We start from the raw sequence: 24,253 nt of genomic DNA on the forward strand, positions 1-24,253 counted from the left end.
CACGATGCTGCAGGGCGCACTCGCCGGCCTGGCCGCGGGCGGGCTGTACGCGGTGCTCGCGGTCTGCCTGACGTTGATGTCGCGGCTGGTGCGGGTGGTCAACTTCGCCCAGTCCGCGACCGGCATGTTCGGCTGTTACGTGGCCGTGTTCCTGTCCGTCCAGTTCGGACTTCCGACGTGGCCGGCCACGGTGGCGGGCATCGTGCTGGGCGGGCTGCTCAGCGCACTGCTCGGCTGGATCATCTCCACCTGGCTCGCCGAGGCGGACACCGGCACCCGGTCGGCGGTCACCGTGGCGGTGCTGCTCCTGCTGATCTCGTTGTCGTTCATCCTGTTCGGCAACAAGCCGCAGCCGTTCCACCCGATCCTGGACGGACCGGCGCTGACCGTCGGCGGCGTGGTGATCAGCCAGGTCACCGTGGTCACCGTGCTGCTGGCCGCGCTGGTCGCGGTGGCCAGCAGGCTGGTGCTGAGCCGGACCTCCGCCGGGGTCGAGCTGCGGGCGCTGTCCGAACGCCCGACCACCGCCGAACTGCTGGGCATTCCGGCGAAACGGCTCAGCGTCGCGGTGTGGGCGGCCACCGGCGTGGTGAGCACGCTGGTGGTGTCGATCGTGGCGCCGTCTCAGTCCAACGACGCGACCTCGCTGGCGATGCTGGTGGTGCCCGCGGCCGCGGCGGCGCTGCTGGGCGGGTTCCGGCGGCTCGACCTGGCGGTGGCCGGTGGCCTGGTGCTCGGTCTGGTACAGGGCGCCGCCGCGCAGGTCGACGGATTGTCGGTGGCGCGGTACTTCCTGCCGTTCGCCGTGATCGTGGCGCTGCTGCTGTGGTCGCAGCGCAAGGAGGTGTGGGATGCGGCTCGTTGAACGCGCGCTGCCGTTCGCGGTGGCCGCGGTGGCCGTCGCGGTCGGGTACGCGCTGAGCGTCGGGCTCGACGGCTACTTCGTCTACCTGGGCATGAGCGCGATCGTCGCGGGGATCTCGTTGCTCGGGCTCGGGGTGGTCACCGGCAGCGCGGGCATGATCTCGTTGTGCCAGCTGACCTTCGGCGCGGTCGGCGCCTGGGTGGTCTCGGCGTTGAACGCGGCCGGAGCACCCGGCGGGTTCCTGGTGTGGCTGCTGCTCGGCGGGCTCGCCGCCGGGTTGGTCGGGGTGCTGGTCGGGCTCCCGGCGTTGCGGTTGCGCGGGATCAACCTCGCCGCGGTCACCCTCGGCCTTGCCGCCGCGGCCGACCTCACCCTGGTGCAGCTCCAGTTCCCCGGCGTCGCTTCGGGCCTCTCGGTCGATCGCCCCGACGCCTTTGCGGACGACCGGTCGTACTTTTTGCTTGCCGTGGTGGTCCTGGTGCTCTGCTGCCTGGCGGTGCACTTCCTGCGGCGCGGACGCTGGGGCAGCGGCTGGCAGGCGGTGGCCTTCTCCGAACGCGGGACGGCGGCGGCCGGGGCGAGCGTGCGCACCTCGAAGCTGACGGCGTTCGCGGTGAGCGCCACGCTCGGCGGTATCAGCGGCGGCCTGCTCACCGGTCAGGTCGGGCTGGCGTTCCCGGCCAGCTTCACCGCGATCCAGTCGCTCGCGCTGTACGTGCTGGCGATCATGTCCGGTGCGCACCTGATCGACATGGCGGTGTTCGGTGCCGTGCTCTGGGTCGGCGTGCCGGAACTGCTCAAACGCTGGGGAATCCCGCAGGACTGGGGTTTCGTGGTGTTCGGCCTGCTCGGCATCCAGGCGCTGACCAGCGGCGGAAACCTCGGCACCGCGGTGCGCCGACTGTGGTACCGACGCTCCGGTACCCCCACCAAACTCGACCTGACCGACAACCTGACCACCCCCGAACCGGTCTCGCCAGGCCCGCCGATACTGGTGGTGCGGGAGCTGAGCGTCCGTTTCGGCGAGGTCACCGCCCTGTCCTCAGTGGACATCGAAGTCCCGGAACACGGCGTACTGGGCGTGATCGGCCCGAACGGCGCGGGAAAGTCCACCCTGGTCGACGCGATCAGCGGCTTCCTGACAAACGCCGAGGGCAGCGTCGAACTGGACGGCAGACCCTTGACCGGCTCACCGTCGAAGCGAGCACGGGCCGGGCTGCGCCGCACGTTCCAGCAGGACCGCGTGCCACCGGGCTTACGCGTGGAGTCGTACTTGCGGTTCGTGGCCAGGCGGCGGCTCAGCTCCGCCGAGATCGCCGACGCACTGGACTTCTTCGGCTGCCCTCCCGCACGCACGCCACTGTCCCAAGTGGACGCCGGGGCCCGCAGGCTGGTCGAAGTGGTCGGGCACCTGCTGGCCAGGCCGCGGGTGCTGCTGCTCGACGAACCGGCGGCCGGTTTGCCGCACTCCGAGCACGTGGCCTTCGGGGAACGCCTGCGGCAGGTGCCGGCGCGGTTCGGTGTGTCGGTCCTGCTCATCGAGCACGATCTCGAGCTGGTGCGCTCGGTGTGCGACACGATCACCGTGCTCGACTTCGGCCGGGTGCTGGCGGCCGGACCGCAGGCCGAGGTACTGGCCGATCCGGCGGTGCTCAAGGCGTACATGGGTGAAACGGAGCTGCTGTGAACGCTTTGCGGGTAACGAACCTGACGGTCACGCGGGGCGCGGGCCCGGTGATCTCCGAGGTGGGCTTCACCCTGGAGCCGGGGCACATCACCGCCCTCGTCGGCCCGAACGGTGCCGGGAAAACAAGCCTGCTCGAGGCCATCTCCGGCGTGGTGCCAGCAACTTCCGGCACCGTCCACATCGGAGCCGACGACGTCACCAAGCAGTCCAGGGTAGCCCGCGCCAGACGCGGCCTGGCCCACATCGAGCAGGGCCGCGCGGTGTTCGGCGGACTCACCGTGCTGGAGAACCTGATGCTCACCGCACGCACCCGCCCCCGCGCGGACGAACTGTTCGGCGTCTTCCCGGAACTCGCCAAACGCCGCGACTCCCCCGCCGCCCTGCTCAGCGGCGGCGAACAGCAGATGGTCGTCCTGGCCCGCGCGTTCGCCGCCCGCCCGTCCTTCCTGCTGATCGACGAAATGTCACTGGGCCTGGCCCCGGTCGTGTTCACCCGCCTGCTCCCCATGGTCACCCGCTTCGCCGCGGAAGGCGCCGCAATCCTGTTGGTGGAGCAGTTCACCCACCTGGCCCTCGGCGTCGCACGCGACGCACTGGTCGTCTCCTCCGGCCGAGTCACCTACTCCGGCGACGCCGCCACCCTGCTCGACTCCCCCGACACCCTGCACACCGCCTACCTCGGCGGCTCGTAACACGCACCCAAAAGCACAACCAGCCCGGACCTTCCACGCCTCGGTCCACACCTACATCCCAGCCCGCTCGAACGCCAACGTAGGCAGATCCACCACATGCGCTCCCCCGTCCGCCACCACCACCGCACCGGTTACATACGAAGACTCGGACGACCCCAGAAACCGCACAATGGAAGCGATTTCCTCCGGCTCCGCGGCTCGGCGCAACGGCACTTCCTCCGTGACCCGCCGATATCCCTCCGCATGACCACCCTCGAACCCCGCCGCGGCAGCGAACTGGTCCATCTCACCGTCCGCCATCGGCGTGCGCACCCAACCAGGGCAGACCGCGTTCGCCCGCACCCCGCGCGGACCGTAGTCCCTGGCGATCGTCCGGGTCAGGCCGATCAGAGCGTGCTTGGCCACGGTGTACCCCGCCACGTTCGGCCCGGCGAACAATCCCGCCAGCGACGAGACGATCACCACCTGGCCACCACTTTCCACCAACAATGGCAACGTGGCCCGGCAGAACACAAACGCACTGGACAAATTGGACCGCAGCGCCAGCTCCCATTCCTCGTCACCGGTGTCGGTCACCGACGACAACCCGTGCCCGCCCGCGTTCGCCACCACCACGTCCAGCCTGCCGAACCGGCCGATGATCTCCGCGGCCGCGCTCTCCGCATCGGACCGGTCGCTGGCGTCGCAGGCGATCACGTGCGCTCCGGTCTCCGCGGCCACCGCCTCCAACGGCGCGCGGCGCCTGCCGAGCACCACCACCCGCGCGCCCTCGGACGAATACCGCCGGGCCACCGCCGCGCCGATGCCGGTACCGCCACCCGTGATCGCGACTACCTTGCCGTCCAACTGAAAGTCCTTTCTAGGCGGGAAAACCGGACCGCGCGGACACGCCGAAATCGGCGAGCACGGCCTGGCCGTTGATCGTCCGCGACCGCGCGGAAGCCAGGAACAACACTTGCGACGCGACGTCTTCGGGCGCCTGCACCGGGAACGCCGGCGAGTCGAGCGCCGTGCCGAGATCGGTGCGTGCCATCGGAGTGTCCACAACGGACGGGCACACGCAGTTGACCCGCACCCCGGGCAGGTCGACCGAAAGGGCTCTGGTCAACGCGACCACCGCACCCTTCGACGCACAATAGGGCGCCATACCCGGTGCACTGGTGAAGGCGGAGTCGCTGGCCAGGAGCACCACCGCGCCACCGGCCGCGGTCAGCCACGGGGCCGCGTGCTTGACCAGCAGGAACTGCCCGGTGACGTTGACCGCGAGCACCGCGCCGAACGCCTCGGCCGAAGTCGCGGCGAGCTGGGTGCCGACCGGACCGGAGATCCCGGCGCAGCCGACGGCCACGTCGAGCCCGCCGAACCGCCCGGTCACCGCTTCCACCGCGGCGGCCACGGACGCCTCATCAGTCACGTCCGCGCGCGCAGCCAGGCAATCGCCGCCCAACTCCGGCACCGGGGATCGATCCACCGCGCCGACCAGCGCCCCTTCCGCCAGGAGCGCCCGCACGCAGGCCAGTCCGATGCCGGAGGCCGCGCCCGTCACCAGCACGACCTTGCCCGCGAGATCCAGTCGCATGACGTCATCCTGGGCGGCCGACCACGCCGGACGGTTGGCCGTCAGTGCACCCTTCTTGTCCGCGACCGCACGACGCCCGGGAGAGCGTTCCGCCAAGGCCGCATCGGAGCCGAAACTCGACGCCACCCGCTGCCACGACGACCGAGGACCGATCCATGCCTGAGCTGACTCTGTCCGACACCTCCACCTGGCTGCCGCTCGACGGCCTCGCGCCCGGGTTCGACGCGAACAAGGCACCGACCGTCGGCGACCTCCACGACCGCTCGTACGAGCTGACCTGCGCCGACGGCACCACCTTCGGCGCGTCGTTCACCGGCACCCGGATCGAGTGGCGCTACCACGGTTCCGGCACCGACCGGTGCGAGACCTTCCTCGTCGACGACGAGCTGTACTACGTGCAGTTCCACCCGCGCGCCCACCAGGAAGAAGCCTTCACCCTGCTGCTCGACCTGCGCCAGGGCCGCGCGCTGCTGGTGCTCAGCCGGATCGGTGACACCTCGCCGCGGGTCACCCAGACCTTCCTGCCCGCCACCATCGCCGGGCTCGAAGCCCGCGGGGAACCGCTCGCGCCGAGCACCTCGCTGGTCGGCCGCCGGGTGCTGTGGGTGTACAGCACGGCCCACGCCTACGAGCACGTGTACCTCAGCCCGCACTGGTACACCTGGCAGTGCCTGGCCGGTCCGGAGAAGGGACTCGCCGACACCGACGAGAACTCGGTGTACGAACTGCGGCCGGGCATCTACGTGTTCACCTGGCGCGAGAAGGTGATCCCGTGTGCTTCGGTGACCGTTGCCGACCACCGCGACGCCAGGAACCTGCGCTCACACGGTGTCCTGTTCGGACTGGACTCGACCGGGAAGACGCCGACCCACTTCACCTTCGGCGCGCACGGCAGGCTGCTCAGCACCACCGTGCACCCGGAAACCTTCGACCCGGCGCGCTGAACCGTGGCCGCCGACCTGATCATCACCAACGCCACGGTGTACACAGTGGACCCGGCACGGCCGTGGGCGTCCGCGCTGGCGGTCAAGGACGGCCGGGTCCTCTCGCTGGAGGACCTCGACCGCGGACCGAAGACCGAGGTGCTCGACCTCGACGGCGCGTTCGTCCTGCCCGGCCTGGTCGACGTGCACAACCACCACGCACTGGCCGGGCGCGCTGCCCTGTTCGAACTCGGCTTCGGCGCGGACGCGGGCTTCGAGAACATCCTCGCCGCGGTCCGCGCGCGAGCCGAAACCCTGGGGCCCGACGAGTGGGTGGTCGGCGGCGCCTGGGCGTCCACTTTGATCGGAACACTCTCGCGAACCTCGGCACGACTGGCGCTCGACGAGGCGGCGGGCGGCCGTCCGGTCTCGCTCGCCGACGACAGCAGGCACAACCGCTGGGTCAGCACGCGGGCGCTCGAACTGGCCGGGATCACCGGCGCGACAACGGATCCAGCCGGCGGCGAGATCGTCAGGGACAGCGACGGCGCGCCGACCGGGCTCCTGCTCGAAGCCGCCGGTGTGCCGGTCGAGCACGCGCTGCGCGCCACCCGGACGCTCACCGACGAGCAGCACGCGGCCGCGTCCCGGCACGGCATCGGCACCCTGCACTCGTACGGCGTCACCGCGTTCCAGGACGCCGGGGTCTCCGCCGACATCCTGCGCGCGTTGAAGTCCCTCGACAACGCGGGCGAGCTGCACGCGTGGGTGGTGTCGTCACTGCTGATCAACGACCCGATCTTCGGCTTCGACCCGATCGGCGCGCCGCTGCTGGAAGTGGCCGAAGAATATCGCACCGAACACCACCGGCCCGACTTCGTGAAGATCTTCCTCGACGGCGTGCCACCGACGCGCACCGCGGCCTTCCTGGAGCCGTACCTGCCCGACGACGCGCACGGCGCGTGCCATCTCGGCGCCACCACAATGCCCGCCGGAGAACTGGCCGGCTGGCTGCGTACGGCGGCCGAAGCCGGGTTGTCGGCCAAGGTCCACTGCACCGGCGACGCTTCCGTCCGCGTGACGCTGGACGCCGTCGAGAAGGTGCGGGCCGCGGGCTTCACCGAGGCCCGATTCCAGGTGGCGCACGGCCAGTTCGTGCATCCGGACGACGTGCCGCGGTTCGCCGCGCTGGGCGTCGCGGCCGACATCTCGCCGTTCCTCTGGGTGCCCGGGGTCATTCCGGCCGCCGTCGCCGAAGTGCTGCCGCCCGAGCGGGCCGCGCGCATGCAGCCCAACCGCGACCTCCTGGACAGCGGCGCGCTGGTGGCGGGTGGCTCCGACTGGCCGGTGAGCGAGTCGCCGAACGCCTGGGAGGGCATCCAGGGCCTGGTCACCCGCCGGGATCCGACGGGAATCCATCCCGGCGCGTTGTGGCCGGAGCAGGCGATCTCGCTGACCGAAGCGATCGAATGCTTCACCTTGGCCGGTGCCCGCGCGATGGGACTGGACGAGGTCACCGGCTCGCTGACGCCGGGGAAGTCGGCCGACTTCCTGGTGCTCGACCGCGATCCCTTCCGGACCGAACCGGACCGGATCGCCCGCACGAAGGCGGTCGAGACCTGGTTCGCCGGGCGCCGGGTGTTCCAGCGCGACTGAACGTTGTCATCAGCCGAGCATGAACCTCGCAGCCTGCTCACCGACGAGCACCGCGGGCGCGTTGGTGTTGCCGGTGGTCACCGTCGGCAGCACCGAGGCGTCGGCGATCCGCAGGCCCTCCAGGCCGTGCACCCGCAGTTCCGGGTCGACCACGGCGGTTTCGCCGGTGCCCATCCGGCAGGTGCCGACCTGGTGGTGGTACGTGATCGCGGTCCGCCGCACGTACTCGCGCACGTCGGCGCCCGGCTCCGGATACAGCTCGCGGGCACCCCACTCGTCCGCCAGCGCGGGCGCGCGGCCGATCTCGCGGCACTGCTCCACCGAGGCGACCAGGCTCTCGAAGTCGGCGGGATCGGCGAGCGCGGCGAGATCGATCAGCAACTCGTCACCGGGATCCGGCCCGGACAGCTTCAGGCTGCCCCGGCTGCGTGGCGAGACCATGCCCGCCATCAGCGAGAACCCGGTCTCCGGACCGGTCATCCACGACTCGTACATCGGCACGCTGAAGTGGATCGGCTGCGTGTCGGGCACCGCCATACCGGGACGGCTGCGCCAGAACAGGTGTGTCTGGGTGACCGACCGGCCGGGTGCGGGCGGCTCCACCTCACGCCGGTCAGTGGCGAAGATGACCGGAGACAGCAGATGGTCGTGCAGGTTACGGCCCACGCCCGGCAGGTCCGCGACCACGTCGATGCCGAGCGCGGTCAGCTCGTCCGCCGGGCCGACGCCGCTGCGCAGCAGGATCGCGGGCGAGGCCAGCGCACCGGCCGCGAGCACCACCTCATCGGCGAACACCCGCTCCAGCCGGCCGTCGATCTCCGCGAGCACGCCGGTCACCCGGGTGCCGTCGAACAGCAGCCGGTGCACCAATGCTCCCGTGTGGACGGTCAGTTGCCCGGCGATCGGCTTGGCGTAGGCGATCCAGGTGTTCAGCCGTCGGCCGTCGCGCAAGGTGATCCGCTGCACCGACACCCCGTCCAGCCGCTCGCCGTTGTAGTCGGGGTTGAACTCCAGGCCGATCTGCACCGCGGCTTCCACAATGGACTGCTGGATCGGGTGCAGCGGCTCGTTCGGCACCACGTCGAGCAGGTCCCCTTCGATCCGCTCGAACACCGGGCGCACGTCGTGCCACCGCCAGCCGGGCACCGCCCAGCCGTCGTAGTCGGCGGGCGCGCCGCGCACCCAGATCATCGCGTTCAGCGCGTGGGAACCGCCGAGCACCTTGCCGCGCGGCAGGTGCAGCCGCCGGTTCGCCGCGTGCGGCTGCGGCACGGTGTAGTGGTCCCAGTCCTCGGGACTGTGCCACAGTTCCCCGGCCCGCGAGGGGTCGTGGATGGCCGGATTGCCGTCCGGCCCGCCCGCTTCGAGCAGCCGCACCGCCGCACCCGCGTCGGCCAGCCTCCTGGCCACCACCGAACCGGCCGAACCCGCACCCACCACGATCACGTCCATTGCCCCAGTCTCACCAGCGACGCGCCCATAACGGACGGCCCAGCGGATTCGGTTCGCTGGCCGACAACCGGCGTGCCCTGGCGAACAAGACCGGGGCCAGCCCGGCGCCCGATACTCGGGGCGCACACCGGCCGAGGAGGAGCTGACGATGGCCACACGCCTGTTCATCGACGGACAGTGGACCGCCGCCGGCGGCGGGTCCCTGCCGACGCGGGATCCGGCCACCGGCACCGTGATCGAAGAGGTCGGCACCGCTTCGGCGGCCGACGTGGACGCCGCGGTCGATGCCGCCCGGCGCGCGCTGTCCGACCCGGCGTGGGCCGGGCTGCTCCCGGTTCAGCGGGCCGCCCTGCTGTTCCGCCTCGCGGAACTGGTCGAACGGCACCACGAGGAGCTGGCCGAGCTGGAGACCCGCGACCAGGGCCAGCCGATCGGCGTCTCCCGGCAGGTCAGCGTGACCGGCGCGGCCGAGCACCTGCGTTACTTCGCCGGCTGGGTGACCAAGATCCAGGGCACCACCAACCCGGTGTCCTTCCCGGACACGCTGCACTACACCCGCCGCGAGCCGGTCGGGGTGAACGCGCTGATCACGCCGTGGAACTTCCCGCTGATGATCCTGGTCTGGAAGCTCGCGCCCGCGCTGGCCACCGGCAACACCGTGGTGATCAAGCCGAGCGAGGTCACCCCGCTGACCAGCATCCGGCTGGTGGAGCTGGTGGCCGGGGCCGGGTTCCCGCCGGGCGTGGTCAACCTGGTCACCGGGGGCGGCGAGGTGGGTGCGCTGCTCAGCGGCCACCACGGCGTCGACCACCTGTCCTACACCGGCTCGACCGCGGTCGGGAAGCTGATCACCGCGGCCAGCGCGCGGTCCAACCTCAAGCGGCTCACCCTGGAACTCGGTGGAAAGGCCCCCAGCATCATCGCCGCGGACGCCGACATCGACGCCGCCGTGGCCGGGAACCTCGCGGGCGCCACGCTGAACAGCGGGCAGGTCTGTGCCGCGTACACGCGCTTCTTCGTCGACCGCAAGCGCGAGCAGGAGTTCGTCGACAAGCTGGCGGCCGGGCTCGACGGCCTGAAGATCGGGCCGGGCCTCGACGAGTCGACGCAGGTGGGCCCGCTGGTCTCGGCGAAGCACCGCGATCACGTGGACTCCCTCGTCTCGACCGGCCGCGAGCAGGGTGCCGAGCTGGTCACCGGCGGGCGCGTGGTCGACGGCGACGGCTACTTCTACGCCCCCACGCTGTTCGCCGGGACCACCGACGAGATGACGATCATGCGCGAGGAGATCTTCGGCCCGGTCCTCGCGGTCACCCCGTACGACGAAGGCGACGAGCTGCTCGCGCGGGCCAACGACACCGAGTACGGGCTGGCCGCCACGGTGTGGACCCGCGACATCGGCACCGCGCAGCGGTTCGCCAACGGCCTGCGCGCGGGCGCGGTTTTTGTGAACATGCCGTCGATCCCGGACATGGCCGCGCCGTGGGGCGGGTACAAGGCGTCGGGCTGGGGCCGGGAGATGGGGCCGTGGGCGATCGACGCCTACACCGAGACCAAATCCGTCTGGCTGCACTACTGAGCGGTCCGCACCGCTGAGCAGTGCGCCGCGGATCGTATACCTTCTGAGATATGTTCTTTGTTCAGTCAGGACCACGCCTATGACCAGCACCGATCCCGGCATTTCCCGGCCGGGCAAGATCATCGCGCTGCACCTGAACTACCCGTCGCGGGCAGCGCAGCGCGGCCGCGGCCCGGCCCAGCCGTCGTACTTCCTCAAGCCGCCGACCTCGGTGGCTGCCGGCGGGGCACCGCTCCCCCGGCCCGCCGGGACCGAACTGCTGGCTTTCGAGGGCGAAATCGCGCTGGTCATCGGGGAAGTCGCGCGCCACGTCAGTCCGGAGAACGGCTGGTCGTTCGTGTCCGGGGTGACCGCGGCCAACGACTTCGGCCTGTACGACCTGCGGTACGCGGACAGGGGCTCCAACCTGCGGTCGAAGGGCGGCGACGGGTTCACCCCGCTCGGGCCCGCGGTGCTGCCCGCCGACGCCGTCGACCCGGCCGCACTGCGCGTGCGCACCTGGGTCAACGGTGAACTGGCGCAGGAGGACACCACCGCGGACCTGCTGTTCGACTTCGGCAGGCTGGTCGCGGACCTGTCGCAGCTGATCACCCTCGAACCCGGGGACGTCATCCTGACCGGCACGCCGGCGGGTGCCTCGGTGGTCGTGCCCGGCGATGTGGTGGAGGTCGAAGTCGATGGTTCCGGCCTGTCGACCGGCAGGCTGGTCACCCCGATCACCGAGGGCACTGTCCACTTCGGATCGTTCGGCGCCCGGCCCAGAGTGGACGCGAAGCAACGTGCGGAAGCGTACGGAGAGCCCGGTTTTGTGCTCACCGAGGAACTCAAGGCAAAACTGACCAGCGTGGGCACGGCTACGCTGTCGGCCCAGTTGCGCAAGCGCGGTTACAACGACGTGTCCATCGACGGCGTCACCTCGACACGGCCCGGCGCGAAGCTGGTCGGGCGGGCGAAGACGTTGCGCTACATACCTTTCCGCGAGGATCTGTTCCGCGCGCACGGTGGCGGGTACAACGCGCAGAAACGCGCCTTCGACGCGCTCGGGCCGGGTGACGTGCTGGTGATGGAGGCACGTGGCGAGACCGGAACCGGCACGGTCGGCGACATTCTCGCCCTGCGCGCCCAGGTCCGCGGCGCGGCGGGCATCGTCACCGACGGCGGTGTGCGGGACGTGGCCGCGGTGGCCGCGCTCGACATCCCGACCTACCACTCCGGCGCGCATCCCGCGGTGCTCGGCAGGCGCCACGTGCCGTGGGACACCGACCTCACGATCGCCTGCGGCGGCGCGTCGGTGCAGCCCGGCGATGTGATCGTCGGCGACGACGACGGCGTCCTGGTCATCCCGCCGCCACTGGCCGAAGAGGTCGCCGACGCGGCGATCGAGCAGGAGCGGCAGGAAACCTTCATCGCGGAACAGGTCGCCGCCGGGGAATGCGTGGACGGGCTGTACCCGATGAACGACGAGTGGCAGGGGAGGTACGCCGCATGGCTGGCGACGCGATGAACTCGGCAAACGCGACGACCATGAGCAAGTCGCAGATCGCCTACCACTGGATCAAGGCACGCATCAGCGACGGCACCTTCTCCCCCGGCTACCGCCTGGTGCTCGGCCAGCTCGCGCAGGAACTCGGGGTCAGCCCGGTGCCCATCCGCGAGGCGATCCGGCTGCTCGAAGCCGAAGGCCTGGTGACCTTCGAACGCAACGTCGGCGCGCAGGTGGCGATGGTCGACGAGAGCGAGTACCAGCACACGATGCAAACGCTCGCGCTGGTCGAGGGCTACGCCGCCGCACTCGCCGCGCCGACCCTGACCACCGAGGCGCTGGCCAGGGCGAAGGAACTGAACGAGGAGCTGACCGCCTGCCTGGCGGACTTCCAGCCGTCCCGGTTCACCGCGCTGAACCGCGAGTTCCACACCGTGCTGTTCGGCACCTGCCCCAATCCGCAGGTGCTCGAACTGGTCAACCGCGGCTGGAACCGGCTCAGCGGGCTGCGCACCTCGACCTTCAGCTTCGTGCCCGGCCGTGCCCACGAATCGGTGGCCGAGCACAACAGGATCCTCGAGCTGCTCGACCGCGGCGCGCCCGCGGCGGAGATCGAAACGGCCGTGCGCGAGCACCGGCTGGCCACCCTGGGCGCGTTCATGGCGTACCAGGCGGGCCGCCACTGAACTGCCACAGCAGAAAGGGAAACCCATGCGATTCCGCTCGGATCCGCAGGCCATCAGGGGCTCCATCGCGCCGCTGATGACCCCGTTCACCGCCGACGGCGCCCTCGACCACGAAGGGCTGGCGAGCCTGGTGCGCTGGCAGCTCGCGGCGGGCTCGCACGGGATCTCGATCGGCGGTTCCACCGGGGAGCCCGGCGCGCAGACCGTGGCCGAGCGCGCCGAGGCCATCCGCACGGTGATCGGTGCGGTCGCCGACCGGGTGCCGGTGGTGCCCGGCACCGGCTCGGCGAAGCTCGACGAAACCCTCGAACTCACCGCCGCCGCGCACGAAGCGGGCGCCGACGCCGCGCTGATCATCACCCCGTACTACGCGCGGCCCACCCAGGAAGCGCTCTACACCTGGTACCGCACGGTCGCGCGCGAGTTCCCGGACCTGCCGATCGTCGCCTACAACGTGCCGAGCCGGACGTCGGTGGACATCGCACCGGAGACGGTGGCACGGCTCTTCCGCGAGGTGGACAACTTCGTCGGCGTCAAGGAGACCACAAAGGACTTCGAGCACTTCTCCCGCGTACTGCACCTGTGCGGGCCGGAACTGCTGGTGTGGTCCGGGATCGAACTGCTGTGCCTGCCGCTGCTCGCCCTCGGCGGCGCCGGTTCTGTCAGTGCCACGGCCAATCTCGCGCCCGCCGCGTGCGCGGAGATGTACGAGGCGTGGCAGGCGGGCGACTTCGACCGCGCCAGGGAAATCCACTACGGCCTGCACCCGCTGGTCGACCTGCTGTTCGTGGAGACCAATCCGGCGCCGGGCAAGTGGGTGCTCGAACACCGCGGGCTGATCGGCTCCGGTTACGTGCGCCCGCCGCTGATCACCCCGACCGAACCCGGGATCGCCCGGATCAAGGACCTGCTGGCGCAGGGCGAAAGCTATCTCACCGCGGTGGAGGGCGAGTAGGCATGGCGAAGCACCACGTTCCGGACGACCTGCCGTCGAAGATCCAGCACTACATCGGCGGCGAACTGGTGGACAGCGTCTCCGGCAAGACCTTCGACGTGCTCGACCCGGTGTCGAACCGGACCTACGTGACCGCGGCCGCCGGTCAGGCCGAGGACGTCGACCGGGCGGTCGCCGCCGCGCGCCGGGCGTTCACCGACGGCCCGTGGCCGGGCCTGCTGCCGCGGGCGCGGGCCCGGGTGCTGAACAAGATCGCCGACGCGGTCGAGGCACAGGACCGGCGGCTGGCGGAGTTGGAAACCTTCGACACCGGCCTGCCGATCACCCAGGCGCTGGGCCAGGCACAGCGCGCGGCGGAGAACTTCCGCTTCTTCGCCGACCTCATCGTGGCGCAGGCCGACGACACCTACCGCGTGCCGGGGCGGCAGGTGAACTACGTGCACCGCAAGCCGATCGGGGTGGCCGGGCTGATCACCCCGTGGAACACGCCGTTCATGCTGGAGAGCTGGAAACTGGCGCCCGCGCTGGCTTCCGGCTGCACGGTGGTGCTCAAGCCCGCCGAGTTCACCCCGCTCTCGGCCAGCCTGTGGGCCGGGATCTTCCGCGACGCCGGCCTGCCGGACGGCGTGTTCAACCTGGTCAACGGGTTCGGTGAGGAAGCGGGCGACGCGCTGGTCAAGCACCCGGACGTGCCGCTGATCTCGTTCACCGGCGAGACCACCACGGGGCAGCTGATCTACCGCAACTGCGCCGCCTCGCTCAAGGGCATGTCGATGGAGCTGGGTGGCAAGTCACCCGCGGTGGTGTTCGCCGACGCCGATCTGGACGCGGCCATCGACTCCACCCTGTTCGGTGTGTTCTCGCTGAACGGTGAGCGCTGCACGGCGGGCAGCCGGATCCTCGTCGAGCGCGCGATCTACGACGAGTTCTGCCAGCGGTACGCCGAACGGGCGCGGAACATCGTCGTCGGCGACCCGTACGACCCGGCCACCGAGGTCGGCGCGCTGGTGCACCCGGAGCACTACGAGAAGGTGATGAGCTACGTCGAACTGGGCAAAACCGAGGGCAGGCTGCTGGCCGGCGGTGGTCGTCCATCCGCTTTGGACACCGGGAACTACGTGGCGCCCACGGTGTTCGCCGACGTGCCGCCGACCGCGCGGATCTTCCAGGAGGAGATCTTCGGACCGGTGGTCGCGCTCACCCCGTTCGACTCCGACGCCGAGGCGCTTTCACTGGCCAACAACGTGAAGTACGGCCTGGCCGCCTACCTCTGGACCTCGGACCTCACCAGGGCGCACACGTTTGCGCAGTCGGTGGAGGCCGGCATGGTCTGGCTCAACTCGCACAACGTCCGCGACCTGCGGACCCCGTTCGGCGGGGTCAAGGCCTCCGGCCTCGGCCACGAGGGCGGTTACCGCTCGATCGACTTCTACACCGATCAGCAGGCGATCCACGTCTCGCTCGGCGAGGTGCACACCGCCCGCTTCGGCACCGTCGGAAAGGGACAGTCATGACCACCACCCCGCCGGACGTGCTCCGCTGCGCCTACACCGAGCTCGTGGTCACCGACCTGGCCGCCTCGCGCGCGTTCTACGTGGACGTGCTCGGCCTGCTGGTCACCCACGAGGACACCGAGGCGATCTACCTGCGTGCCTTCGAGGAGTACCTGCACCATTCGCTGGTCCTGCGCCAAGGTCCGGTGCCCGCGGTGGCCGTGCTCGCCTACCGGGTGCGCGCCGAAGCGGATCTCGCGCTCGCCGAGGCGTACTACCGGGAGCTGGGCGTGCGCGTGGAGCGGCGCCCGGCCGGGGCGACACGCGGCATCGGCGAGGCGGTGCGGGTGCAGGACCCGCTCGGCTTCCCGGTGGAGTTCTTCCACCACGCCGAGCACACCGAGCGGTTCACCCAGCGCTACGACGTGCACGGTGCGGGCGCACTGTCCAGATTGGACCACTTCAACGTCGCCACTCCGGACGTGCCCGCCGCGCGCGAGTACTACGAAGGGCTCGGGTTCCGGGTGTCCGAGGACATCAAGGACAACGAGGGCACGGTCTACGCGGCCTGGCTGTTCCGGAAGCCGACCGTGCACGACGTGGCGCTGACCGGCGGCGACGGGCCACGCCTGCACCACCTCGCCTTCGCCACCCACGAGCGCGCCCAGATCCTGCACCTCTGCGACCACCTCGGCGCGCTGCGCAAGCCGGAGATGATCGAGCGCGGTCCCGGCCGTCACGGCGTCTCGAACGCGTTCTACCTGTACCTTCGGGATCCGGACGGGCACCGCATCGAGATCTACACGCACGACTACTACACCGGCGACCCGGACAACCCGGTGATCAGCTGGGACGTGCACGACAACCAGCGGCGCGACTGGTGGGGCAATCCGGTGGTGCCGAGCTGGTACGCCGAGGCGTCGGCCGTGCTGGACCTCGACGGCGTCCCGCAGCCGCTGACCGCCCGCGCCGAGGCCCGTGAGTCGGACGTGACGATCGGCGCGGACGGTTTCTCCCACACGGCTTCGCGGGAGGGGTTCAAGCTCGGTCAGCAGGTGTGACGGCTTCGATCACGCTGAACCCGGTCTGCGGCGGCAGCCTGATCACGTCGGTGACGCGCAGACCGGCGCTCTCGCACAGGTTCTCGAAGTCGGTGCGGGTGCGCTCGCGGCCGCCGACGTTGACCAGCATGTTGAGGTCGCTGAGGTAGACGCCGCCCGGCCCGTCGGCCGGGACCAGCTCCGGCAGCACCGGCTCGACGATGAGCACGCGGCCGTTCTCGGGCAGCACCTTCCGGCAGTGCCCGAGAATGACCGCGCACTGCTCGTCGCTCCAGTCGTGGAGAATGCTCTTGAGCAGGTAGGCATCCGCTCCGGCGGGTACCGATTCGAAGAAGTCGCCGGTGCGGATCTCGCACCGCCGGGTCAGTTCGCCGAGGGTTTCCGGCGCCTGCGCGGCGCCCGCCTCGCTGTCGAAGAGCAGGCCACGGAGGTCCGGATTCGCTTTGAGCACAGCGGAAAGCAGGGTGCCGTCGCCGCCGCCGATGTCGGCCAGGGTGGTGAACTTGCCGAAGTCGTAGGCGGCGGGCAGAGTGGCCGCCACCCCGCTGGTCGCCTGGCTCATCGACGCGTTGAACAAGGCCGACATCTCGGGCACCTTCGCCAGGTGGTCGAAGAAGCTCGCGCCGTACACGTCTTCGAACGAGGTTTTGCCGGTGCGCAGGCTCTGCTCCAGCCTCGGCCAGGCACCGAGCATGATCGGGTCGGTGAACATCCGGGCGAAGGCGTGCAGGGAAACCGGCGCGTCCTTGCGCAACAGCGCGCCCTGCGGCGTCAGGTCGAACCGCCCGCCCTCGTGCTCGGCCAGCAACCCCAGCCCGGCGGCGGCGCGGAGCAACCGATGCATCTGCTGGGCCGGAATGTCATGGGCGGCGCCGAGTTCGGCCGACGTCGCGCCGCCGTCCCCGATCGCGTCGGCGATCTCGAGCCGGGTGAGGGTGCCGATCACCTGTGCCGCCATCCCGCCGAACACCAGGCGCATCAGTTCGCGCGGCTGGGCTTCCGTCATCGCTGTCCCCCAAGATTGTCATTTTCAACTTAGCCTAGCCTAACCATAGCGAAAAACGGCACACTGTGCCCGGGGGTGAGGCGGGTGGCGAACGCTTACGCGGTGCTCGGCCCGCCGGCGTTTCGCGGGCGGTTGCGGCGCACGCTGCTCGGTGTGCTGCTGGCGCGGGCCAACCGGCTGGTCCCGGCCGACCTGCTCGTCGAGGAACTCTGGCCGGAACGACCGGGCACCGCCTCGAAGCTCCAGTTGCACGTCTTCCGGCTGCGGCAGGTGCTCCCCGAGCCGGACCGGTTGTCCTTCGAGGCCGACGGGTACCGGTTGCGCGTGCTGCCCGGCGAGTCCGACGTCGAGCAGTTCGAATCACTGCTCGACGAAGCGGCCGCGCACGATCCCGGCCGCCGCGCCGAGTTGCTCCGGGCAGCGCTGGATCTCTGGCACGCGGAGCCCTACGCCGGGCTGACCGCGCCGATCCTGGTCGCCGAACGCCGGCGCCTGCTCGATCGGCGACTGACGGCGACCGAAGCGCTGTACCGCGCCGAAGCCGAGCTGGGACACCACGCCGACGTACTGCCCGAGGTGACCGCGCTGGCCGCCGCGCATCCGCTGCGCGAGAGTCTGCAAGCACTGCGCATGGCCTGCCTGCACGAGACCGGCCGCACCGAAGCCGCGCTGGCCGTGTACCGCGAAGTCCGCGACACCATGATCGCCGAACTCGGTCTCGAACCGGGGCCCGAGTTGCGCGCGCTCGGACGCCGCCTGTCCCCGGTGGTCCCACCGCGGGAATTCACCGGTCGCCGCGCCGAACTGTCCGAAATGGACTCGGCAGGCCCGCTCATCGTGCTGACCGGCACCGCGGGCGTCGGCAAGACCAGCTTGGCGCTGCACTGGGCGCACCAGGTCCGCACGCGTTTCCCGGACGGATCGCTGCACGTCGACCTGCGCGGGTACGGTCCTGACGCGCCGATGCCCACGTCGGAAGCGCTCGCGACCCTGTTGCGGGCGCTCGGGGTGCGGGGCGCCGGGATCCCCGCCGCCCCGGAAGAGCGCGCGGCGCGGTTCCGGACGCTGGTGGACCGGAAGCGATTGCTCCTGGTCCTGGACAACGCCGCCGAAGTGGAGCAGGTGCGCCCACTGCTGCCCGGCACTCCGTCCTGCCAAGTGGTGATCACCAGCCGGGACGCGCTCGCCGGACTGGTCGCCCGCGAGGGCGCGCACCGGATCGCCCTCGGCAGGCTCACCGGCGAAGAGGCCACCGAACTGCTGCGGGCGGCCCAGGTGCCCGCCGACGCCGAGACCACCACCCGGCTGGTCGAGCGGTGCGCCCGGCTGCCGCTGGCCCTGCGCATCGCCGCCGAGTCGCTCAAGGCCTACCCGGACGCCGATCCCGACGCGCTGGGTGGCGACATGCGGACCGTGTTCTCCTGGTCGTACCAGCGCTTGCGGCCGGAGACGGCACGCCTGTTCCGGCTCTGCGGTGCGCATCCCGGCCTGGACATCGATCGGCAGGCCCTCACCGCGCTCGCGGGAGCCGACGCCCGGCGGGGCCTGGACGAACTGCGGCGCGCGCACCTGGTGGAAGAGACCGCCGACGGCCGTTACCGGCTGCACGACCTCCTGCGCGCCTACGCCGTCGAACTCGCTTCACCGGACGAGGTGGCCGAAGCACTCCCCCGGTTGCTGGGCTGGTACCTGTACGCGGCCGCGCGCGCGATGGATCGGATTTCCCCGCACGAGTCCGGACGGCGTCCCGAAATCGAGCCGACCGCCGCGGCCGTCCCGGAGTTTTCCGGTTATCACGACGCTTTGCGCTGGCTCGACACCGAACGCGCCAACCTGCTGCTCGCCGCGAGTCCACATCGGACCGAGTACGTCGGTCTGCTTTCACCACTGCTCTGGCGATACCTGGACAACGGCGGCTACAACGACGACGCGCTGAAGCTGCACACGCTCGCACTGGACGCGGCCAAGGACATCAGCGCGCGGGCCGTCACACTGAACCGGATCGGCCTCGCGCATTTCCGGCTGTGGCAACAAGAAGAGGCGATGCGCGCGTTCGAACAGGCGTCGGCACTGCACGAGCACACCGAAGACCACGTCGCACGCACCGGCGTGCTGAACAATCTCGGCCTGATGCACGCGATCGCCAACGAGTTCACCGAAGCGGCGCGCTGCTACGAGGCAGCATTGGAGTGCCAACGCGAGTCCGGCGACCACACCTTCGCCGCCGCCATCCTGGGCAATCTCGGAGACGCGTACCGCCGCCTCGGCGAGCACGAGCGTGCCGAGGAGCTGCTGGAGCGCTCGCTGGCCATCAACGGGGAAACCGCGGACCGGGGCACCGAGGCGGTCAACCTCTGCCACTTCGCCGCGCTGTGCGAGGACACCGGCCGCTACACCGAGGCGCTGGACTACCTCGACCGCACCCTGACCGCGGCGGCCGCGTGCGGCAACCACCTCGTCCACGCCGACGCCCGGCACCAGCTCGGGACCGTCCACCTCAAGCTCGGCGAGCGCGAGCGGGCCCGCACCCACCTCCGCGAAGCGCTCGAGGCCGCCGACGCCGTCGGCAACCGGCAGCTGAGGGCGCGCGTGCTGAACGACCTGGGCGAAGCCACCGACGACCCGGCCGAAGCCGCGCTGCACCACTCGGCGGCACTCGACCTCGCGTCGTCCATCGGCGAGTTCGTCGAACAGGCGCGCGCGACCAGGGGTTTGGCCGCCCGGGGGCACTAGGGGTGGCTTGTCAAGATCCTTTCGTCGTGGGCCGATCAGGCGGTCACTTTCGGCCGAACCAGGTCTTTGCCTGGTGATTCATTGACACCACCAGTGTCACATCGACACGCTGCGGACCTCACCTTCCCTGCCATGAAAGGTGTTCTGTCCATGAGAATCCCTTTTTTGCTGCCGATGCTGGCCCTCGTGGCCGGTCTCGGCACCGCGGTGGCCGCTCCGGTGGCCGCCGATCCGGGCCCGGTGACGGCCGAGGACGTGGCCGCCGCCGACGCCTGCTACAGCTGGGGGCGCACCCTGTCACAGGGCGCCTCCGGTGACGACGTCCGGCAACTGCAGATCCGGGTGGCCGGTTATCCCGGCTACGGAGGCGTGCTGGCCATCGACGGCCAGTTCGGCGCGGGCACCAAGGCCGCGGTCACCCGGTTCCAGCAGGCGTACGGGCTCGGTGCCGACGGCATCGCCGGCCCGGCCACGTTCACCAAGCTCTACGAGTTGCAGGACAACGACTGCACGCCGGTCAACTTCAGCTACGACGAGCTGAACAACTGCAACTCGGACTGGTCGGGCGGCAACGTCTCGGCGGCCACGGCGAAGGCCAACGCGCTGGTGTCGATGTGGAAGCTGCAGGCGATGCGGCACGCCATGGGCGACAAGCCCATCGTGGTCAACGGCGGTTTCCGCAGCGTCGCCTGCAACAACGCGGTCGGCGGCGCGACGAACAGCAGGCACCTCTACGGTGACGCCGTGGATCTCGGGGCCGGCTCGCAGGGCTTCTGCGGGCTCGCCAAGCAGGCCCGCAACCACGGGTTCAGCGAGATCCTCGGGCCGGGTTACCCCGGCCACAACGACCACACCCACGTGGCGCACCGGTCCGGCCAGTTCTGGTCGGCACCGAGCTGCGGGATGTGATTCGTAAGTAGTTGACGGCGTATCGGCTCAGCCCGGGATCGGGATGAGCCGGTACGCCGTCGCCGTGCTGCCGGGCAGTTCGGTGTGGACGGTGCCCGCGGTGGTCGCGCGGGCCTGGTCGGCGTGGAGCACCAGCGCGTTGCCGTCAGCGGCTCAGGAACCGTCGGCGGTGTAGATGGAGCTGGGGGTGACCACCCAGAGCTGTCCGTCCGGTCCGGCGACCTCGTCTCGGGTGCGGCCCAGTTCGGTGTAGATCTTGCCGCCCTCGCCCGAGGTGGTCAGCTTGAACGTCCCGCCCTTGAGCGAGGCCAGGTACAGGCTGCCCTTGTAGTAGGCCAGACCGCTCGGCGTCGCGGTCGAGGTGGGCCAGGTTTTCACCGGGTTCTTGAAGGCCGGGTTGCTGCACGGGCCGGAACAGGTCGGCCAGCCGTAGTTCCCACCGGGCTCGATCTTGTTCAGCTCGTCGACGTCGCTCGGGCCGATGTCGGCGATGTAGAGGTCGCTGCCCGCCCACGTGACGCCCTGGACGTTGCGGTGCCCCTTCGAGATCCACTTGTGGCCCCCGGGATTCCCGGGCGCGGCGTTGCCGTTGGTGTCCACGCGCAGCACCTTGCCGCCGAGCGAGCTGTCGTTCTGCGCGTTGTCGGCGTTCTGGCCGTCTCCGGTGCCCGCGTAGAGATAACCGTCCGGGCCGAACCGCAGGCGCCCGCCGTGGTGGTACTGGCTGCCACGCGGAATCCCGGTGACGATCGGGGTCGGCGCCGAACCGAGGGTCAGCTTGGCGATCCGGTTGTCGGAGTTCGAGGTGTAGTAGATGAAAACGGTCTGGTCGGTGGCGTAGTCCGGGGAGACGGCCAGGCCGAGCAACCCGCCCTCGGCGGTGACCACGGCGTCGTTGATGGTCTGGACCTGCTCGACGACGCCGTTGGTGAGCTTGCTGATCGACCTGGCGTTGCGCTGGGTGAACAGTGGCGTGCCGTCGGGCAGGAAGTCGACTGCCCAGGCCTGGTTCAGACCACTGGCGACCTGCTTGATCGCCAGCGGCTCGACCCCGGCGATGGCGGCGGGGGACAGCAGACCGGCGAGTGCGACCACGGAGGTGACCGCGGCGATACGGCGGCGCAGGGACATGGACTGCTCCTTCTGCAGTGACCGATGACATCCGGCGGCGGTGCCGTGAATCGAACCAGGGCGGGTGGTTAATTGCACACCACCATTCGGGCTACGCCGTTCGGGTGTGGACACGAAGATGGCTTCCGGCGCGGGAAACCGCTCCGGAAGCCACATTCGTATCGCGAACTACCCGATTACGCCGGGATTTGCCAGAGCTGGTTGCCGGAACCGGCGCAGTCCCAGATCTGCAGGCGGGTGCCGTCACCGGAGCTGGGGCCGGTGGCGTCCAGGCACCGGCCGGACGCCGGGTTGCGCAGGGCGCCGCCGGTGGCCGTCCAGGTCTGCGCCCCGGTGCCGTTGCAGTCCCACAGCTGGATCGGGGTGCCGTTCGCCGTGCCGGCACTGGTCACGTCCAGGCACTTGCCCAGCGCGCGCAGGGTGCCGCCGGTCGAGGTCCACTGCTGGGCGGCGCTGCCGTTGCAGGTCCACAGCTGGATGGGCGTGCCGTTGGCGGTGGCCGCGCCCGCCACGTCCACGCACTTGCCGCCGTAGCCGGTGATCTGGCCGGTCTTGCCGCCCGATCCGCCGGAGGCGGCGTCGTAGATCGCGCTCACCAGCGACGTGCTGCCGGCGGAGTCCTGCGACAGCTCCCAGTTCATCATGCCGCCGGCGTTCGCCAGGGCCCATTCCGTCTTGCGCTTGATCGTCGGAATGCCGTTGTAGCACTGCTGCGCGCCGTTGGCGTTGACGCAGTCCCGGTTGGCGTTCGCCGGGTCCATCGCCACCAGCTGCGCGTAGGTCAGGTACCCGGGACGACTGTAGAAAGGCACGCCCAGCACGGTTTTCGCGGCGGGCAGCCCGCGGCTCTTCCACTCGTTCGCCGAGGCGATCGACCAGTCGTAGTTCGCGTGCGGGCTGCCGCCGTCGTAGGCCATGATGTTGAGCCAGTCCACGTACCCGAACACCGCGGGCTGCACCCCGTTGGCGGTGTTGCCACCGGAAACCACCGCCGCGGTCAGCAGCTTGCCCCGGCTGTGCATCGCGGTGCTCAGCTGCTGCATCAACGCGGTGAAGTTGTTGCCGGAGGTACCGGGGTCCGGGTACTCCCAGTCGATGTCGACACCGTCGAGGTTGTACTGGTTCACCACGTTGACCACGCTGTTGACGAACGTGGTCCGGCTGCCCGAGTTGGCCGCCAGCGCCTCGAACGCCGAATCGTTGCCGTCGTTCCAGCCACCGATGGCCAGCGAGACCTTGACCCCGTTGTTGTGCCCCTGCGTCACCAGGGACGACAGCTTTCCGGGATCGGGCACGGCCTGCAGGCTGCCGTTGGAGTTCGGCAGCACGAAGGCGTAGTTGATGTGGGTCAGCTTGCCGTACTGGATGCTGTTGACGTTCCCTGACCAGGACGGCATGTAACCGACGCTGCGGAAACCGTCCGGAAGCGCGGCGACGCCCGGACTTTCGGCCGACGCGACGGCGACCGAAAGTCCGGTCGCCACGGTCGCCACGGCGAGTCCCGCCGCGGCCCACCGTCGCCGGGGAGCGAGTGAAGGCATGGAAAGTTCCCTTCGAATCCCTGCGGCGGCGGGATGGTCTAGACCTTACTCCCGGAGCAGTCGTTCGGCCAGAGCCGTTCCGGCCAGTCCCTCGCGCATCGCCCGGCCGGTCCACGCGTCGAACAACTCGTGCGGTGCCTTCGCCCAGTCCAGCGCGCCGAGCGGCGGCTCCGGGTCGTACTCGACGGCGAACTGGACCCCGCGCGCGATCTCCTCCCCCGCCAGCCGCGCCACCAGGTGCAGCGCCATGTCGATCCCGGCGGACACCCCGGCGGCGGTGAGGAACTTCCCGTCCTCCACCCACCGGTCGTCCACCGGCTCGGCGCCGAACTCCGCCAGGAACCGCCGGTGGCTCCAGTGCGTGTTCGCCTTGCGGCCTTCGAGCAGCCCTGCCGCGGCGAGGATCAGCGAGCCGGTGCACACCGACGCGACCACCTCCGCGCCCTCGGCCGCCTGCCGCAGGTACGCCAGCAGCCGCTCGTCGGTGGCCGCCCGCCAGGTCGGCGCCCCGCCACCGGGCACCACCACGATCTCCGGCGACGGCACCTCTTCGAAGGTGTGGCTCGGGCGCAGTCCGAGCGGCGTGTCCGTGTCCACCACGTCCCGGTCCCGGCCCACCACGACCACCCGGTATCCCTGGGTCACCCCGGCCAGCGCGCCGAACACCTGCAGCGGGCCCACCAGGTCCAGCGGGGTCAGTCCGGGGTACAGCACGCACGCGATCGTCTTCGGTTCAGTCATGCGGCCACGATGGCCTCGCCGGGCACGCGCCGGGCGGCCCATGTCCGGAATCCTGCGATCCGTGTCGGTAAGACATCCGCT

Annotated in this window: 21 protein-coding genes; 14 read left to right on the forward strand and 7 right to left on the reverse strand. The window is 70.4% G+C overall.

What is annotated here, in order from left to right:
* Positions 1-4 precede the first annotated feature (4 nt).
* The 3 genes from YIM_RS30420 to YIM_RS30430 are packed head-to-tail and all read left to right on the forward strand — an operon-like array spanning position 5 to position 3,244.
* Positions 5-865: a branched-chain amino acid ABC transporter permease gene (locus tag YIM_RS30420; RefSeq protein WP_153033604.1), complete on the forward strand. Its 861-nt coding sequence runs from the start codon at positions 5-7 to the stop codon at positions 863-865.
* Positions 852-2,552, forward strand: coding sequence for an ATP-binding cassette domain-containing protein (locus YIM_RS30425; RefSeq protein WP_153033605.1), 1,701 nt, complete (start codon positions 852-854; stop codon positions 2,550-2,552). Before YIM_RS30420 ends, YIM_RS30425 begins: the two co-directional genes overlap by 14 nt.
* Complete coding sequence (locus tag YIM_RS30430; protein ID WP_153033606.1) at positions 2,549-3,244, forward strand: ABC transporter ATP-binding protein; 696 nt, start codon at positions 2,549-2,551, stop codon at positions 3,242-3,244. The genes YIM_RS30425 and YIM_RS30430 overlap by 4 nt, the downstream gene beginning before the upstream one ends.
* Positions 3,245-3,295: 51 nt before the next feature.
* On the opposite strand, the gene YIM_RS30435 is transcribed toward YIM_RS30430, so the two are convergent.
* Together YIM_RS30435 and YIM_RS30440 are read right to left on the reverse strand one after the other, a co-directional pair.
* Positions 3,296-4,090 carry an SDR family NAD(P)-dependent oxidoreductase gene (locus YIM_RS30435; protein ID WP_153033607.1) on the reverse strand — a complete coding sequence of 265 codons (795 nt, stop codon included), beginning with the start codon at positions 4,088-4,090 and terminating at the stop codon, positions 3,296-3,298.
* A 13-nt stretch (positions 4,091-4,103) separates the two neighbouring features.
* Entirely contained in the window at positions 4,104-4,823 is a 720-nt protein-coding gene (locus YIM_RS30440; protein WP_153033608.1) for an SDR family NAD(P)-dependent oxidoreductase, read from the reverse strand.
* A gap of 155 nt (positions 4,824-4,978) precedes the next feature.
* Here YIM_RS30440 and YIM_RS30445 point away from each other — a divergent pair, with 155 nt between their 5' ends.
* On the forward strand, positions 4,979-5,767 hold the full coding sequence (locus YIM_RS30445; protein WP_153033609.1) for a molybdenum cofactor biosynthesis F family protein: 789 nt from the start codon (positions 4,979-4,981) through the stop codon (positions 5,765-5,767).
* Between the two features lie 3 nt (positions 5,768-5,770).
* On the forward strand, positions 5,771-7,402 hold the full coding sequence (locus YIM_RS30450) for an amidohydrolase (RefSeq protein WP_153033610.1): 1,632 nt from the start codon (positions 5,771-5,773) through the stop codon (positions 7,400-7,402).
* Positions 7,403-7,411: 9 nt separating this feature from the next.
* On the opposite strand, the gene YIM_RS30455 is transcribed toward YIM_RS30450, so the two are convergent.
* Positions 7,412-8,854, reverse strand: a complete 1,443-nt coding sequence (locus YIM_RS30455; protein ID WP_153033611.1) for a GMC family oxidoreductase — start codon at positions 8,852-8,854, stop codon at positions 7,412-7,414.
* 148 nt (positions 8,855-9,002) lie between these two features.
* Here YIM_RS30455 and YIM_RS30460 point away from each other — a divergent pair, with 148 nt between their 5' ends.
* From YIM_RS30460 to hpaD, 6 genes are all read left to right on the forward strand, one after another.
* Positions 9,003-10,433 carry an aldehyde dehydrogenase gene (locus YIM_RS30460; RefSeq protein ID WP_153033612.1) on the forward strand — a complete coding sequence of 477 codons (1,431 nt, stop codon included), beginning with the start codon at positions 9,003-9,005 and terminating at the stop codon, positions 10,431-10,433.
* A gap of 79 nt (positions 10,434-10,512) precedes the next feature.
* Positions 10,513-11,937: a fumarylacetoacetate hydrolase family protein gene (locus YIM_RS30465; RefSeq protein WP_153033613.1), complete on the forward strand. Its 1,425-nt coding sequence runs from the start codon at positions 10,513-10,515 to the stop codon at positions 11,935-11,937.
* Positions 11,919-12,602 (forward strand): GntR family transcriptional regulator, encoded by a 684-nt coding sequence (locus YIM_RS30470; protein WP_153033614.1) that lies wholly within the window; start codon positions 11,919-11,921, stop codon positions 12,600-12,602. Before YIM_RS30465 ends, YIM_RS30470 begins: the two co-directional genes overlap by 19 nt.
* Before the next feature lie 25 nt (positions 12,603-12,627).
* Positions 12,628-13,557, forward strand: coding sequence for a 4-hydroxy-tetrahydrodipicolinate synthase (gene dapA / locus YIM_RS30475; RefSeq protein WP_153033615.1), 930 nt, complete (start codon positions 12,628-12,630; stop codon positions 13,555-13,557).
* Between the two features lie 2 nt (positions 13,558-13,559).
* On the forward strand, positions 13,560-15,071 hold the full coding sequence (gene hpaE, locus YIM_RS30480; RefSeq protein ID WP_153033616.1) for a 5-carboxymethyl-2-hydroxymuconate semialdehyde dehydrogenase: 1,512 nt from the start codon (positions 13,560-13,562) through the stop codon (positions 15,069-15,071).
* Entirely contained in the window at positions 15,068-16,111 is a 1,044-nt protein-coding gene (gene hpaD / locus YIM_RS30485) for a 3,4-dihydroxyphenylacetate 2,3-dioxygenase (RefSeq protein WP_153033617.1), read from the forward strand. The genes hpaE and hpaD overlap by 4 nt, the downstream gene beginning before the upstream one ends.
* Here the strand turns inward: hpaD and YIM_RS30490 are convergent.
* Positions 16,089-17,117 carry a methyltransferase gene (locus YIM_RS30490; protein WP_153033618.1) on the reverse strand — a complete coding sequence of 343 codons (1,029 nt, stop codon included), beginning with the start codon at positions 17,115-17,117 and terminating at the stop codon, positions 16,089-16,091. The two genes, hpaD and YIM_RS30490, sit on opposite strands and share 23 nt — an antisense overlap.
* Before the next feature lie 84 nt (positions 17,118-17,201).
* Between YIM_RS30490 and YIM_RS30495 the strand changes: the two genes are divergently transcribed.
* From YIM_RS30495 to YIM_RS49730, 3 genes are all read left to right on the forward strand, one after another.
* Positions 17,202-19,850, forward strand: a complete 2,649-nt coding sequence (locus YIM_RS30495; RefSeq protein WP_153033619.1) for a BTAD domain-containing putative transcriptional regulator — start codon at positions 17,202-17,204, stop codon at positions 19,848-19,850.
* Between the two features lie 150 nt (positions 19,851-20,000).
* On the forward strand, positions 20,001-20,759 hold the full coding sequence (locus YIM_RS30500; RefSeq protein ID WP_153033620.1) for a D-Ala-D-Ala carboxypeptidase family metallohydrolase: 759 nt from the start codon (positions 20,001-20,003) through the stop codon (positions 20,757-20,759).
* Positions 20,760-20,802: 43 nt separating this feature from the next.
* Positions 20,803-20,934, forward strand: a complete 132-nt coding sequence (locus YIM_RS49730; RefSeq protein WP_255462716.1) for a hypothetical protein — start codon at positions 20,803-20,805, stop codon at positions 20,932-20,934.
* On the opposite strand, the gene YIM_RS30505 is transcribed toward YIM_RS49730, so the two are convergent.
* The 3 genes from YIM_RS30505 to YIM_RS30515 all read right to left on the reverse strand — a co-directional run bounded on the left by YIM_RS30505 (position 20,913) and on the right by YIM_RS30515 (position 24,172).
* The gene (locus YIM_RS30505) at positions 20,913-21,890 is read right to left on the reverse strand and encodes a sorbosone dehydrogenase family protein (RefSeq protein ID WP_153033621.1); all 978 of its coding nucleotides are present in this window, start codon (positions 21,888-21,890) and stop codon (positions 20,913-20,915) included. The two genes, YIM_RS49730 and YIM_RS30505, sit on opposite strands and share 22 nt — an antisense overlap.
* A gap of 176 nt (positions 21,891-22,066) precedes the next feature.
* Complete coding sequence (locus tag YIM_RS30510; RefSeq protein WP_153033622.1) at positions 22,067-23,431, reverse strand: glycosyl hydrolase family 18 protein; 1,365 nt, start codon at positions 23,429-23,431, stop codon at positions 22,067-22,069.
* Between the two features lie 45 nt (positions 23,432-23,476).
* The gene (locus tag YIM_RS30515) at positions 23,477-24,172 is read right to left on the reverse strand and encodes a DJ-1/PfpI family protein (protein WP_153033623.1); all 696 of its coding nucleotides are present in this window, start codon (positions 24,170-24,172) and stop codon (positions 23,477-23,479) included.
* Positions 24,173-24,253: the final 81 nt, after the last annotated feature.

This window comes from Amycolatopsis sp. YIM 10, from assembly GCF_009429145.1.
Lineage (GTDB): Bacteria > Actinomycetota > Actinomycetes > Mycobacteriales > Pseudonocardiaceae > Amycolatopsis.